We start from the raw sequence: 13,742 nt of genomic DNA, 5'->3' as shown, positions 1-13,742 counted from the left end.
CTTTACAGGGTACGCGCCACTTCCTTCACCTCGAACACCTCGAGCTGGTCGCCGATCGCGATGTCGTTGTTGTTGCGCAGCGTGATACCGCAATCGAAGCCGGACTTGACCTCGCGCACGTCGTCCTTGAAGCGGCGCAGCGAATCGACCTCGCCGGTCCACTGGACCACGTTGTTGCGCAGCAGGCGGACCTGCGAATTGCGGCGGACCACGCCATCGAGCACCATGCAGCCGGCGATGTTGCCGATGCGGGACACGTTGTAGACCTCGCGGATCTCGACCAGGCCGATGACCTCCTCGCGCTTCTCGGGGGCCAGCATGCCCGACATGGCCGACTTCACGTCATCCACGGCGTCGTAGATGATGTTGTAGTAGCGCACGTCGATGCCGTTGTTCTCGGCCAGCTTCTTGGCGCTGGCATCCGCCCGCACGTTGAAGCCGATGACGACCGCCTTCGAGGCGATGGCCAGGTTGATGTCGCTTTCCGACACGCCGCCGACCGCCGCGTGCACGACCTGCACGCGCACCTCGTCGGTGGACAGCTTGGTCAGCGCCTGCACCAGCGCTTCCTGCGAACCCTGGACGTCGGTCTTGACGATGAGCGCCAGCGTCTGCACGCCCTCGCCCATGTTGTCGAACAGCGATTCCAGCTTCGCGGCCTGCTGGCGGGCCAGCTTCACGTCGCGGAACTTGCCCTGGCGGAACAGCGCGATCTCGCGCGCCTTGCGCTCGTCGCTCAGCACCATCAATTCGTCGCCGGCGGCCGGGACCTCGGTCAGGCCCTGGATCTCGACGGGAATGGACGGGCCGGCCTCGGCGATCGGCTTGCCCACTTCGTCCAGCATCGCGCGCACCCGGCCGAAGCTCGCGCCGGCCAGCACGGCGTCGCCGCGCTTGAGCGTGCCGCTCTGGACCAGGATGGTGGCGACCGGGCCGCGGCCCTTGTCCAGCTTGGCTTCGATGACCAGGCCCTTGGCCGGCGCATCGACGGGCGCCTTCAGTTCCAGGACTTCGGCCTGCAGCAGCACCTGTTCGAGCAGTTCGTCGATGCCGGCGCCGGTCTTGGCCGACACGGGCACGAAGGGCGAATCGCCGCCGTACTCTTCCGGCACGACTTCCTCGGCCACCAGTTCCTGCTTGACGCGATCGGGGTTGCTCTCGGGCTTGTCGATCTTGTTGATCGCCACCACGATGGGCACGCCCGCCGCCTTGGCATGGTGGATCGCTTCCTTGGTCTGGGGCATGACGCCGTCATCGGCCGCCACCACCAGGATCACGATGTCCGTGGCCTGGGCGCCGCGCGCCCGCATGGCGGTGAACGCCTCGTGGCCCGGGGTATCCAGGAAGGTCACCACGCCACGCTCGGTTTCCACGTGGTAGGCGCCGATGTGCTGCGTGATCCCGCCCGCTTCGCCCGAGGCGACCTTGGCGCGGCGGATGTAGTCCAGCAGCGAGGTCTTGCCGTGGTCGACGTGGCCCATGACGGTCACCACCGGCGCACGCGGCATCTCCACGGCATCGGTGGCCGGCGCCTGGTCCAGGAAGGCCTCGGGATCGTCCAGCTTGGCCGCGATCGCGGTGTGGCCGAGTTCCTCGACCACGATCATCGCCGTTTCCTGGTCCAGCACCTGGTTGATGGTGACCATCTGGCCCATCTTCATCAGGACCTTGATGACCTCGGCCGCCTTGACCGCCATCTTGTGGGCCAGGTCGGCCACCGAAATGGTCTCGGGCACGTGCACTTCGCGCACGATGTTCTCGACCACCTGCTGCGCCTTCTGGTCCTGGTGACGGTTGCGGCCACCGCGGCCACCGCCGCGCCAGCCGTCGCGGCTCGCGCCGGCGGTCGCGTCGCCGCGGGTCTTCAGGCCCTTCTTGCGCGAGGCATCGTCGGACCAGGTCGAGGCGACGGCCCCGGCCTTCAGGACCTTCTTGCCCGGCGCGGCCTTGTTGTCGTCCTTCTTGGCGGCCGGCGCGGCGGCTGCCTTGTTGTCCTGGCCGGCAGCGGCCTTCGCGGCCGGCTTGTGCAGCGTACCGGCGATCGGCGCCGTCGGGGCGGCAGCCGGCGCGGGCGCCGGTTGCGGAGCGTGCAGGACCTTGTTGCGCGGACGGCTCAGCATCTCGCGCAACGCGGCGGCCTCGGCTTCGGCGGCGCGGCGCGCCTTGTCGCGCGCCTCGGCGGCCTTGGCGTCGGCCTTGCGCATTTCTTCCGCCTTCTTGCGGGCCTCTTCGGCCTTGACGCGCGCCGCCTCGGCGCTCGACGCAGCCTGGTTTGCTACGACATCGCTCACTGCAGCCCCTCCCTCGGGCACGGCAGGGTGGGTAGATTGGGCAGCGGCTGCCTCGGCGGCGGCACGCTTGGCTTTCTCGGCTTCGGCCGCGGCTTCCTCGGCTTCCTTGGCCGCGCGCTCGGCGGCCAGGCGGGCCTGTTCCTCGACTTCGCGCAGGCGCGCCTCGGCCTCGCGGCGCTCGCGTTCCTCGGCTTCGGCACGCTCGCGCGCCTGCGCCTCCTGCTGCTCGCGCTCGAGACGCGCGGCTTCCTGGGCCTCGGCTTCCGCCTGGCTGGCGCGCGCCTCGTCCTCGGGGCGCGCCTGGCTGGTTTCCAGTTCGGCGCCGTCGCCCGCGTCGCGCTTGATGAAGACGCGCTTCTTGCGCACCTCGACCTGGATCGTGCGGGCCTTGCCGGTCGCATCGGCCTGCTTGATCTCGGACGTCTGCTTGCGGGTGACCGTGATCTTCTTGCGGTCTTCGGACGCACCATGGGCACGGCGCAACGATTCGAGCAGTTGTGCCTTGTCGCTTTCGGTGACGGTATCGTCGACCGACTTGATGCTTACTCCCGCGGCGCGCAGCTGCTCCAGCAGTACGTTGGCGGGCAATTTCAGCTCGGTTGCGAACTGGGCGACAGTGTTACTCGACATTCGTTTCTCTTCCCCGGTGTGGCTGATCGACGGTATGGGCAAACTCAAGCCTGCTCGAACCAGTGCGCGCGCGCACGGACGATGAGCTGCTTGGCCTGCTCTTCATCGATGCCGGTCAACTCGATCAGTTCGTCGACGGACAGGTCCGCCAGGTCGTCGCGCGTGAGCACCTGCCCCTCCGCCAGCTTGGCGGCCAGTTCGGGCGTCACGCCTTCCAGACTCAGCAGATCCTGCGCGGTCTCGACCCGCTCTTCCTGCGCGATGGCCTCGGTCAGCAAGGCGTTGCGGGCACGATTGCGCAGTTCGTTGATCGTGTCCTCGTCGAAGGCTTCGATTTCCAGCAGTTCCTGGATCGGCACGTAGGCGATTTCCTCCAGGCCCGTGAAGCCTTCCTCGATCAGGATGTCGGCCACTTCCTGGTCGACGTCCAGCTTGGACATGAAGGTTTGGCGCAGGGAGCTGTGCTCCTGCTCCTGCTTGGCCTGGCTTTCGTCAGGCGTCATGATGTTGATCTGCCAGCCGGTCAGCTCGGACGCCAGGCGTACGTTCTGGCCGCTGCGGCCGATGGCGATCGCCAGGTTGTCCTCGTCGACCACCACGTCCATGGCATGGCGGTCTTCGTCGACCACGATGGACTGGACGTTGGCCGGCGCCAGCGCGCCGATCACGAACTGCGCAGGATCCTCGGACCATAGCACGATATCGACCTGCTCACCGCCCAGCTCGTTGCGCACCGCCTGCACGCGCGAACCGCGCATGCCGACGCAGGTGCCGATCGGGTCGATGCGGCGGTCGTGGGCGACCACGGCGATCTTGGCGCGCACGCCGGGATCCCGGGCCGCGCCCTTGAGCTCGAGCAGGCCCTGCTCGATCTCGGGCACTTCGTTCTCGAACAGCTGGGCGATGAACAGCGGCGTGGCGCGCGACAGGATGATCTGCTGGCCGCGGGCCTGGCGGTCGATGCCCTTCAGGTAGGCACGCACGCGGTCGCCCACGCGCAGGTTTTCCTTGGGGATCATTTCCGAACGCGGCAGGCGCGCCTCGACCTTGCCGATCTCGACGATGGCGTCGCCCTTGTCCATGCGCTTGATGGTGCCGGACACGATCGACTCGCCGCGCTCCAGGAAATCGTTCAGCAGTTGCTCGCGCTCGGCGTCGCGGATTCGCTGCAGGATGACCTGCTTGGCGGCCTGCGCGCCGATGCGGCCGAACTCGATGGGCTCGAGCGGCTCTTCGATGTATTCGTCCAGCTCGATGTTGGGCACGACCTCGCGCGCTTCCGACAGCAGCGTCTGCTGGTCGGGCATCTGCAGGCCGGCCTCGTCGGGCACGACCAGCCAACGGCGGAACGCCTCATGGTCGCCCGTCTCGCGGTCGATCGCGACACGAATGTCGACATCCTCTTTGTAGAGCTTCTTCATGGCGGAGGCCAGCGCGCTCTCGAGAGCACCGAACACCACGTCGCGCGTGACGTTCTTCTCGCGCGCCAGCGCGTCCACCAACAACAGAATCTCGCGGCTCATCGCTTTTTGCCCCTGAAATTCAGAACCGGATCCAGCTTGGCCCGCTCGATCTCGTCGAGCGTGAACCGCAATACCTGGATATCCCCTTCCTTTGCTTCGAATTCGATGCCGAACGTCTCGGGTTCGGCGCCCTTGTCTGCCCCATCCGCCTGCGCGGCCGGATCGGCTTCCGGAACGACCAGCGTGCCGGCGAAAACCTTGCGTCCCTCGAACGGCAGGCGCAGCTTGACCTGCGCGCGCTCGCCGGCGAACCGGATGAAGTCCCTGGCGGTGCGCAGCGGCCGGTCGGTGCCGGGGGAACCGACTTCCAGCCGCGCGTAGTCGATGTTCTCGACCTCGTAGACGCGCGACAACTGCCGGGAGACCGCCTCGCAGTCCTCGATGCGCACCCCGCCTTCGCGATCTATCGTGACACGCAGCAGCCCCTGCCCGGCGCGTTCCACGTCGACCAGTTCAACCCCCAGGCCCGCCAGGGATTGTTCGGTAAGCTGAAAAAGATCTGCCATGCCTCGTTATGCGCCCTCGTTCGTGAACGGCATGCCTGGCATGCCGCCGTGTATCGGCCGTGGCCCGTCGCCCGGCGCTGGCCAGGGATCCGACGGACACGAACCGGAAAACCAAAAAAAAATGGGCTGCACGGCCCAGCCCATTTTGCGACATCGCCCGGATCGCGCGCTTACGCGCCGCGAGGTCCGAACGACCGCCTGTTCTGTTGTCGGAGGACTCAACCGGGGACCAGCCTTCGGGCACGAATGCCGCAAGCCGCCTTTCAACCGGAGAACCCTCCTGCCCTACAACACACCAGCCGCCCACGCAAAACGTCGGACAGCCATCGCGCAAGGTGGAGACCGGCTCGAAAAGTGCCCTGTTCGCGCACTGAACCCTAAACGCGGTGTCTAGCCTGTAGATGTTAAGCCAAATCGGCCTTTTTTTCAAGCCAATGACCACCGCGCCACAGGAGAGGCCTAGCCGCGGCCCCGGCGTGCCCGTCCGTTCGCTCCGCCCAGGAATCCCAGGTGGGACTCGTGCGCCGAAGCGCTGCGAGGCTGGCGATCTTCGCCGGCGCCACGACCGGCGCCCTTCCCCGCCTTGGGACCGTTGCCGCCCTTGCCCCGGCCGCGCTGGGCGCGGCCGCCGGCCGCCGCCCCGGCCTCGGGCTTGCGGCCGTCGGGCCGCGCCCCCGGACGGGCCGGGCCTTTCTTGCCGTGCTTGCGGCCGCCGGGTCCGCCGGCGCGCTCGGCACCACCGTGGGGGTGCCCATTGGGCAGGCCGCCCGCGAAACTCTGGCCCGTGCCATAGGGGTCGGAGGGGAAACTCTGCCCCACTCCCGGCATGGCGGCCTTGCCGCCCTGGATGCGCCCCTTGCGGCCGACCCGGGCGCCATGCATGCCGTTCTGCTCCAGCGTACCGAACCCCGGGGGCAGCGCAGCCTCGTGCGATACGGGCTGCGTGCTGCGCCGTCCCCGGCGCCCGCCTTCCTCGTCGTCCGCGCGGACCAGGCCCAGCTGGACCTGCAACGCCGTCACCAGCGAAGGATCGAGCTCCTCCCACCGTCCGCGGCGCAGGTTGCGCGGCAGGGACACGTCACCGAAGCGGGTACGCAGCAGGCGGCTTACCACCACGCCCTGCGACTCGAACATGCGCCGCACTTCGCGATTGCGGCCTTCCTGCAGCGTGACGCGGTACCAGCGGTTGCTGCCGTCGCCGCCCAGGTAGTCCAGGGAACCGAACGCGGCCATGCCGTCATCCAGCTGCACGCCCTCGACCAGCGCCCGGCGCTGCTCGTCGGTCATCTCGCCCAGCACGCGCACCGCATATTCGCGCTCCTGCCCATAGCGGGGATGGCTGAGGCGGTTGGCCAGGTCGCCGGAGGTCGTGAAGATCAGCAGGCCCTCGGTGTTCAGGTCCAGCCGGCCGACCGACAGCCATTTGCCGTTCTTGATCTTGGGCAGCCGCGAGAACACCGTGGCACGGCCCTCGGGGTCGTCCTGGGTGACGATCTCGCCCGCGGGCTTGTGGTAGAGCACGACCCGCGGCGGACGCGAGGTATGGCGCCGCTGCACCAGCTTGCCGTTCACGCGCACCTGGTCATTGGGCGCCACGCGCTGCCCGATGTGGGCGGGCTCGCCATTGACCGACACCCGGCCGGCCACGATCAGCTCTTCCATTTCGCGCCGCGACCCGATGCCGGCATCGGCCAGCACCTTGTGCAGCTTGGGCATGACGGCCTCGCTGGACAGGTACTTGCCCAGGCGGCGCTTGAGGTCGGGGGCCTTGTCGAGGAAGGACAGCGCCTGTTCGGCCTCTTTCTCGGCCGCGCGCAGTTCCTCGGGACTCAGTTCGGGCAGCGCCATCTGGGCGCCGTCATCGGCCTGGACACCCGCCTCGCGGCGCTTCTGCCCCGCGCGCCGCTGCTGCGGTGGCTTCGGACCCTTGGCGCCCCTGGGGCCCTTGGCATCCTGGGCACCCTTCGCCTCGCGCGGCTTGCGGCGCGGCGGCTTGGCTTCGGCGGGAAACAGCGTAGCCTGGCCGTCTTCGGCGGCAGGCGCCTCGGCCGGGGCCCCCGCTTCCGGAGCAGCCTCATCGGCCGGACGGCGCCGACGGAAAGGCGTACGCAAATTCCGCCGGCCCCGGGCCTTTTCCTGCGTGGGCGCACCTGCCTCCAATGGAGCGGACGCCTCCACGCTTTCGGCGGGGGGCATATCGTGCGTGGTTTCGTTCATGTATGGTCTTGGTTGCTTGTCTTCGTAACCGAGGACTCCTCGTCCTCGACACTCGGCGCCGGCTCGGCGTCGGGCGCTTGCATTTCGGTTTCCTGCTGGCTGGCGGACTCGTCCGCCGCATCGCCGGCGGCGATTTCCTCGCCCACCGGCTCCCGGGCCTGCGCCGCCTGGGCAGAAGCCTCGTCCGCCCCGGCGCCGCCGGAGTCGGCGCCTTCGACGACGGCTACTTCATCGGCGACAGTCACCTCATCGGCGACGGCCACATCCTCCGCGGCGACCACCTCGTCAACGGCAGTCCATTCATCCGCTGCGGCCGCTTCCTCGACGGTGGCCGCGCCCTCGGCGACGGCCACTTCTTCAACGGCGGCCTCGCGCGTTTCGCCGGCTCCGGCGGCCTCCGCGGCCGCGTCATCATTGGCAGCCGCCGAGGCCTCGCCCGGGATGTCCTGCTCGGCCCCGTCCACCGCCAGGGACAGGTCTCCGGATCCGTCCAGCCCGCTCAACGCGGCCACGGATTCGGCGGACTCCAGGGGCGGCAGCTCGTCCAGCGCCTTCAGCCCCAGGTCGTCCAGGAAATGTCGCGTCGTGCCGAACAGCGCCGGACGGCCGGGCGCGTCGCGATGGCCGATCACCTCGATCCAGCCGCGGTCCTCGAGGGTCTTGATGACCTGCGAGGACACGGTCACGCCGCGGATTTCCTCGATGTCGCCGCGCGTGACCGGTTGCCTGTAGGCCACGATCGCCAGCGTCTCCATGACGGCCCGCGAATACTTCGGCGGCCGCTCGGGATTGAGCCGTTCGAGATAGGGCCGCATGGAGGGCCGGCTCTGGAACCGCCAGCCGCTGGCCAGCGCCACGAGCTCGATGCCTCGCTCGGCCCATGACTGGTGAATGTCCTGCAACAGGCCGCGTATCGTGTCGTTGCCGACCTCGTCGGCGAACAGCTTGCGCAGTTCCGACAATTGCAACGGTTCCTGCGCGCACAAGAGCGCAGTCTCCAGCACGAGCCTTGCCTCGCTGGTGTTCATGAGCGTGTGATCAAACGGGCGTAATCCGTATGGTTCCCAATACGGGTTCTGATTCTTAGAGCATGTGGCCTGGACGACCGGCTCGACCGACCTTCAGGCGAGCTGGCGGAGTTCTACGTTATGCTGAACCGGCCTGTGATGATGCGGGAGCGTTTTGGGAGCCGGGTTCGTGACCACCGGCAAGACCGGCCGCGCCTTGTCGGCGCGGGCGCAAGCCCCTGCAGCGGTTCTTAGTGTAGCGTCTGCACGCGCTTGTCACAAGCCTCCGGGCAAACCGGTCCCGCGCGGTTGACGGGCCCCAACCCATTCCTGCCTCTCCATGCCTGCCTCCCGACTCTGGAACTCCGCCTATTTCCTGCTCATCACCACCGTGCTGTTCTGGTCGGGCAACTTCATCGTGGGACGCGCGGCCGGCGGCACCGTGCCGCCCATTGCGCTGGCCTTCTGGCGCTGGGCCGGCGGCACGCTGATCCTGCTGGTGCTGGCCCGCCGGCATTGGCTGAACGACCTGCCGGCCATTAGGCGGCACGTGCCGATCCTGCTCCTGCTGTCGCTGCTGGGCATCGCCGGCTTCAACACGCTGGTCTACATCGGATTGCGGCAGACGTCCGCGGTCAACGCGCTGTTGATGCAGTCGGCGATCCCCATGGTGACGCTGCTGTTCTCGTTCCTGCTATTGGGCCAGCGCGCGTCGCTGCCGCAGATCGCCGGCGTGGCGATCTCCCTGGCGGGCATCGCCGCCATCGCGACCCGCGGCCGCCCGCAGGACCTGCTCGCCCTCGCGCTCAATCCGGGCGACGCCTGGATCGTCGCGGCGGTCGCCGTCTGGGGCCTGTACACCACCCTGCTCGCCCGCCGGCCCGCCATCCATCCCCTCAGCCTGCTGACCGTCACCTTCCTGATGGGCACGCTGATGCTCCTGCCCCTGTACCTGTACGAGCACGCGCAAGGCGCGCGCATCGAAGCCGGCCTGCCGGGGGCACTGGCCATCGCCTACGTGATCCTGCTGCCCGGCATCGTCGCCAACTTCTTCTACAACCGCGGCGTGGAACTGATAGGCGCGGGACCCGCCAGCCTGTTCATCCACCTGATGCCGGTGTTCGGCACCCTGCTGGCGGTCGTGTTCCTGGGCGAGCGGGTCCACCTTTTCCATCTGGCCGGCATCGGCCTCATCGCGACGGGTATCGCGCTGGCGACGGCCGCACGCAGGCGGGCCGCCGGGCGGCGGCCGTCATCGTGACGAGGAAAGACCGGCGCCTGGCCGGCGCGGCTAGGGGCGGAAGTCGCCCGTTCCCAGCTGGACGATTCCGCTGGTGGGCGTGCCGAGGGTTTCCGCCGCCGCGCTGAGGATTTCGTGCCGGCCCCGGTGGAACGCGGCCAGCAACGCGTCGGCGGACGCATCCGAGGCGCCGAAGTGCTCGCGCAGCACATCGGCGGAAATCTCGAACTCCTGGGATTTGCGGCCCTCGAATCGGGCGGTGAAGCGAACGGCGCCGTCAAGCACGGCGGGCCGGACTTCTCTGGCAAGCTCCGTGGTCATAAGCCTGTCTCCGATAGTCTGAACCAGCGGCCGTCCCTAGGGCCTAGCGACGACCGATTCGCGCATCGCGATCCTTGACTCTAGGCCCAATGGCCGCGCGCGTCCACTGCACCCGGGGTAATGCGATGCATAAGCCCCAACCCATCCGGCTTGCGGCGGTGCAACGTTTCGTTGCATGCGCCGCGCGCGCCCGGCACAATCGCGGCTTTGCCGGATCGGCATGTCGCGCTTGTCAAGGAAATCCGCATGGCCATGCTGGGTCTGAGGGGAAAATCGCTGCTGGCACTGTTGTTCGCCTGCGCCGTGGCGCTGGTGCCGGCGGCGCTGCTGGCCTGGCAGGGCATCAACGCCGTCCGGGAATACTTCGGCGTCGCCTACGCCCGCAACCATACGCTGCTGAGCGAGCAGAAGCTGCTGGCGCCGGTCATGCGCGAACTGGCGCTGGCCCAGCGCATGGCCAACTCGACGCTGACGCTGGACTGGATGCGCGATCCGGCCGACCCCGAAAAACGCCGCCGCTTCTTCCGCGAGGCCCGGGGCTACCAGCGCGACTTCCGCGACCACTCCTATTTCGTCATCGACGGCACGCCTTCCTACTACTACAACGACGACAAGGGGCCCACGATCGAAACGCCCCGCTACACACTGAAACGTTCCGAACCCAAGGACGCCTGGTTCTTCTCGACCATGCAGGACAGCTCGCCCTACGACCTGCAGATCGACGTGAACCACGTCCTGGGCGTGACCAAGTTCTGGTTCAACGTGCAGGTGCGCGACGGCGAGCAGCGGCTGGGCATGATAGGCACCGGCCTGGACCTGACCACCTTCCTGAAGGGCTTCATGGAGGGAGTGGAGCCGGGCGTGACCACCATCATCTTCGACCGCCAGGGCAACATCCAGGTCCATCCCGACGCCGACCGCATCGCCTACAAGTCCATGACGGCCGAGGAAACCGCCCAGCGCACGGTCCAGGGACTGGTGGGCCGCGATACCGAGCGCAACCAGTTGCAGAAGGCCATGGCCGACGCCCTGGCGAACCCCGGCCACGCCGTTCCGCTGTTCGCCACGCTGAACGGCGCGAAATCGGCCGTCGCGCTGGTCTACCTGCCCGAACTGCGGTGGTACGTCCTGACGTCGGTGGACCTGGGCATCGCGCGCATCGTCAACTACCAGTGGCTGGTACCGGCGCTGCTGGCTCTGGCCGCCGTGCTGTTCCTGCTGCTCCTGGGTTTCGGCTACGCCGTGGACCGGCTGATGCTGGCGCCCCTGCGCCGGCTGCAGCACACGGCGCAGGCGATCTCGGCCGGCCGCTACGACGTCACCCTGCCCGAAGGCGGCAGCGACGAGATCGGCGAACTCAGCCGGGCCTTCGGCGTCATGGCCGAGAAGGTCCGCTCGCATACCGCCGAGCTGGAACAGCGCGTGCGCGAGCGCACCCAGGCGCTGGAAGAAGCCAACGAGCGCATGGCCGCCACCCACAAGACCATCGACGACTCCATCGACTACGCCAGCCTGATACAGCGCGCGATCCTGCCCGACCGCCAGCTGGTGCAGTCCCTGGGACGACACCATTTCGTGCTGTGGAAGCCCCGCGACGTGGTGGGCGGCGATTTCTACGTATTCCGCGCCGATGGCGACAACTGCCTGCTGGGCGTGGTCGATTGCGCCGGCCACGGCGTCGCCGGCGCGCTGATGACCATGCTGGCCCGCGCCGCCATCGACCACGCCATCGCCGAGGCCGGACCGGGCGACCCCGCAGCCATCCTGACCCGCACGGACGCGGCCATGCGCGCCATGCTGAGCGATGCGGAACTGCCGCGCGCGCTGGCCACCAACATGGACGCGGCCCTGGTCTACGTCGACCGGCATGCTGGACAGTTGCGCTTCGCCGGCGCGAAAATGGCGCTCTACGCCAGCAGCGGCGACGCTGTCGAGGAATACAAGGGCGCCCGCCGCGCCCTGGGGGAAAAGCGCGTCGGCGAATATGCCAATGTCACCCTGCCCCTGGCCGACCGCACGTTCTACCTCGTCACCGATGGCCTGCTGGACCAATCCGGAGGCGAGCATGGTTTCAGTTTCGGAAACAGGCGCCTGGTCGGCCTGCTGCAATCGGTGGCCGGGCTGCCGCTCGACCAGCAGGCCCGCGCCGTTACCCAGGCATTGGTAGACTACCAGGGCCGCCAACCGCAGCGCGACGATATTACCGTCTTGTCATTCAAGTTCGAGCAGGCCAACCTTAGCGCGGAGTCATGATGGATTCGATCGACCTCTTCGCCATGCGCGAAAGCTTCACCCGCGACCGCATCATGCTGTGTTTCAACGGCCCCATATCGCGCAGCCTGATCGAGGAAATCGGGAACGCGCTGCGCAACTATCTCCAGGCGGAGCAGGTGCAGCCCTCGGCGGCCATGGATGTTTTCGGCGCATACATCGAAATGACGCAGAACATCCGGCACTATGCCAGCGCCCAGGGCTACGCCGAGCACGAGGCGACGGCCACGGTCATCGTCGCCAACAAGGAAGACGGCCGCCACGTGGTGTCGGCCGGGAACGTGGTGGAGATCGCCGATGGCCACTCGCTGCTGGAACGGATCAACGCCCTGGCCCGGCAGGACAAGGCCCAGCTCAAGGCCAGCTACAAGGAACAATTGCGCAAGCCGCGCGAAGCCGGCGCCAGCAGCGGCTCCGGACTGGGCCTGATCGATATCGCCCGCAAGGCCAGCGAGCCGCTCAGCGCCTCGCTGCGGGAAATCGACGCCGGCCGGGCTTTCTTCAGCCTGAGCGCCGTCATCTAGCAAACGAGTACCAGCACCATGAGCAACCTCACGATTACAGGCAGCCAGTCCACTCCCGCCATCTCGGGCGATTGGGAAGCCGGCGTCCTGACCATGGCCGGCGATTCCTATCCCGAAAATTCCTTCGACCTGTTCAACCAGGTCATCGACTGGGTCGAACGCTTCCTGGCCGAAACCAGGCGCCCCCTGTCCCTGGAGCTGCACCTGCTCTACCTGAACACCAGCAGCGTCCGCGCCATCATGGACGTATTCGACCTGCTGGAGGACGCGCATGGCCGCGGCCACCCTGTCGCGGTCAACTGGCATTACGATAGGCGCAACGAACGGGTGGCCGAGCTGGCCGAGGAATTCAAGGAAGACTGCAGCTTTCCTTTCGCCATCCTCGCTCACGACTGACCTGACGACCATGAAACGCGACATCGAGGACCTAGGCCGGCGCATCGAGCAGTTGCTGGCCCAGCCGGAGTACCAGGACCACCCGCTGCGCGTGGCCCTGGACGAACTCTGGCGCGCCTTCCTCGACCAGACCACCCGGCTGGAGCGCGTCACCCACATCTCCGACGGCTATCAGACCCTGGCCAAGGAGCGCGAGAACGACCTGGACGAGCGGTTCCAGAAACAGTTGCGCAAGCTGGAGAAGCTGGCCCGCATCTCGGACCACTACCAGCGCATGATGCAGGACCTGAACGTCGCCCTGAGCGATGCCTCCAACCGCGACGTCCTGACCGGCCTGGCCAACCGCCGGCACCTGATGCAGCGATTGAAGGAAGAAAGCGAGCGCGCCTCGCGCTCGGGCCAGCCCTACACGATCGCCATGCTGGACATCGACCACTTCAAGCGCATCAACGACACGCTCGGCCATGCGGCCGGCGACCGCGCCCTGATCGAGGTGGGCCGCATCCTGCAAAGCTCGCTGCGCGAATACGACCTGTGCGGGCGCTGGGGCGGCGAGGAATTCATGATGATCATGCCCGGGACGACCCTGGTGTCGGCCCAGACGCTGGCGCAGCGGGTCTGCAAACGCATCCGCGAACACGCCGGCGCGCCGGACGTCGGCCAATCCATCAGCGCCAGCGTGGGCATCAGCGCCTATCGCCATGGCGAGCACTATTCCGACACCGTCGAGCGGGCCGACGCGGCCCTGCTCGAGGCCAAGCGCCGGGGCCGCGACTGCATCGTACTGTCCGAGGTCTGACGGCCTTGCCCGACGGC

At 67.8% G+C, this 13,742-nt stretch carries 11 protein-coding genes; 5 read left to right on the top strand and 6 right to left on the bottom strand.

What is annotated here, in order from left to right; all coding sequences use genetic code 11:
- Positions 1-2: 2 nt before the first annotated feature.
- From infB to scpB, 5 genes are all read right to left on the bottom strand, one after another.
- Positions 3-2,921 (bottom strand): translation initiation factor IF-2, encoded by a 2,919-nt coding sequence (gene infB, locus N5K27_RS05590; protein WP_087839157.1) that lies wholly within the window; start codon positions 2,919-2,921, stop codon positions 3-5.
- Between the two features lie 44 nt (positions 2,922-2,965).
- Positions 2,966-4,444 carry a transcription termination factor NusA gene (gene nusA / locus N5K27_RS05585; protein ID WP_087839156.1) on the bottom strand — a complete coding sequence of 493 codons (1,479 nt, stop codon included), beginning with the start codon at positions 4,442-4,444 and terminating at the stop codon, positions 2,966-2,968.
- Complete coding sequence (gene rimP, locus N5K27_RS05580; RefSeq protein ID WP_087839155.1) at positions 4,441-4,950, bottom strand: ribosome maturation factor RimP; 510 nt, start codon at positions 4,948-4,950, stop codon at positions 4,441-4,443. Before rimP ends, nusA begins: the two co-directional genes overlap by 4 nt.
- A 459-nt stretch (positions 4,951-5,409) precedes the next feature.
- On the bottom strand, positions 5,410-7,167 hold the full coding sequence (rluB, locus tag N5K27_RS05575) for a 23S rRNA pseudouridine(2605) synthase RluB (RefSeq protein WP_243724638.1): 1,758 nt from the start codon (positions 7,165-7,167) through the stop codon (positions 5,410-5,412).
- Entirely contained in the window at positions 7,164-8,195 is a 1,032-nt protein-coding gene (scpB, locus tag N5K27_RS05570) for an SMC-Scp complex subunit ScpB (RefSeq protein ID WP_279815138.1), read from the bottom strand. The genes rluB and scpB overlap by 4 nt, the downstream gene beginning before the upstream one ends.
- 319 nt (positions 8,196-8,514) lie before the next feature.
- Here scpB and N5K27_RS05565 point away from each other — a divergent pair, with 319 nt between their 5' ends.
- Positions 8,515-9,435 (top strand): DMT family transporter, encoded by a 921-nt coding sequence (locus N5K27_RS05565; RefSeq protein WP_087839153.1) that lies wholly within the window; start codon positions 8,515-8,517, stop codon positions 9,433-9,435.
- A gap of 30 nt (positions 9,436-9,465) precedes the next feature.
- On the opposite strand, the gene N5K27_RS05560 is transcribed toward N5K27_RS05565, so the two are convergent.
- Entirely contained in the window at positions 9,466-9,735 is a 270-nt protein-coding gene (locus N5K27_RS05560) for a DUF1488 family protein (protein ID WP_087839152.1), read from the bottom strand.
- A 246-nt stretch (positions 9,736-9,981) separates the two neighbouring features.
- Between N5K27_RS05560 and siaA the strand changes: the two genes are divergently transcribed.
- The 4 genes from siaA to siaD are packed head-to-tail and all read left to right on the top strand — an operon-like array spanning position 9,982 to position 13,725.
- Entirely contained in the window at positions 9,982-11,988 is a 2,007-nt protein-coding gene (siaA, locus tag N5K27_RS05555) for a biofilm regulation protein phosphatase SiaA (protein WP_087839151.1), read from the top strand.
- Positions 11,988-12,530, top strand: coding sequence for a biofilm regulation protein kinase SiaB (gene siaB, locus N5K27_RS05550; RefSeq protein WP_087839150.1), 543 nt, complete (start codon positions 11,988-11,990; stop codon positions 12,528-12,530). Before siaA ends, siaB begins: the two co-directional genes overlap by 1 nt.
- 18 nt (positions 12,531-12,548) lie before the next feature.
- Complete coding sequence (siaC, locus tag N5K27_RS05545) at positions 12,549-12,926, top strand: biofilm regulation phosphoprotein SiaC (protein WP_087839149.1); 378 nt, start codon at positions 12,549-12,551, stop codon at positions 12,924-12,926.
- Between the two features lie 10 nt (positions 12,927-12,936).
- Positions 12,937-13,725, top strand: coding sequence for a biofilm regulation diguanylate cyclase SiaD (gene siaD / locus N5K27_RS05540; RefSeq protein ID WP_279815134.1), 789 nt, complete (start codon positions 12,937-12,939; stop codon positions 13,723-13,725).
- Positions 13,726-13,742 lie beyond the last annotated feature (17 nt).

The sequence above is a fragment of the Pigmentiphaga sp. GD03639 genome, assembly GCF_029845405.1.
Taxonomy (GTDB): domain Bacteria; phylum Pseudomonadota; class Gammaproteobacteria; order Burkholderiales; family Burkholderiaceae_B; genus Pigmentiphaga; species Pigmentiphaga daeguensis.
The sequence above is the reverse complement of the archived record's forward strand: the minus strand, read 5'-3'. Positions and strand labels throughout refer to the sequence as shown.

What these genes read in the sequence shown, in the direction of transcription:
- rluB (WP_243724638.1), bottom strand. Translation starts at nt 7,167, where the DNA reads ATGAACGAAACCACGCACGATATGCCCCCCGCCGAAAGCGTGGAGGCG.
- siaB (WP_087839150.1), top strand. Translation starts at nt 11,988, where the DNA reads ATGGATTCGATCGACCTCTTCGCCATGCGCGAAAGCTTCACCCGCGAC.
- N5K27_RS05565 (WP_087839153.1), top strand. Translation starts at nt 8,515, where the DNA reads ATGCCTGCCTCCCGACTCTGGAACTCCGCCTATTTCCTGCTCATCACC.
- siaC (WP_087839149.1), top strand. Translation starts at nt 12,549, where the DNA reads ATGAGCAACCTCACGATTACAGGCAGCCAGTCCACTCCCGCCATCTCG.
- nusA (WP_087839156.1), bottom strand. Translation starts at nt 4,444, where the DNA reads ATGAGCCGCGAGATTCTGTTGTTGGTGGACGCGCTGGCGCGCGAGAAG.
- N5K27_RS05560 (WP_087839152.1), bottom strand. Translation starts at nt 9,735, where the DNA reads ATGACCACGGAGCTTGCCAGAGAAGTCCGGCCCGCCGTGCTTGACGGC.
- scpB (WP_279815138.1), bottom strand. Translation starts at nt 8,195, where the DNA reads ATGAACACCAGCGAGGCAAGGCTCGTGCTGGAGACTGCGCTCTTGTGC.
- siaA (WP_087839151.1), top strand. Translation starts at nt 9,982, where the DNA reads ATGGCCATGCTGGGTCTGAGGGGAAAATCGCTGCTGGCACTGTTGTTC.
- rimP (WP_087839155.1), bottom strand. Translation starts at nt 4,950, where the DNA reads ATGGCAGATCTTTTTCAGCTTACCGAACAATCCCTGGCGGGCCTGGGG.
- siaD (WP_279815134.1), top strand. Translation starts at nt 12,937, where the DNA reads ATGAAACGCGACATCGAGGACCTAGGCCGGCGCATCGAGCAGTTGCTG.
- infB (WP_087839157.1), bottom strand. Translation starts at nt 2,921, where the DNA reads ATGTCGAGTAACACTGTCGCCCAGTTCGCAACCGAGCTGAAATTGCCC.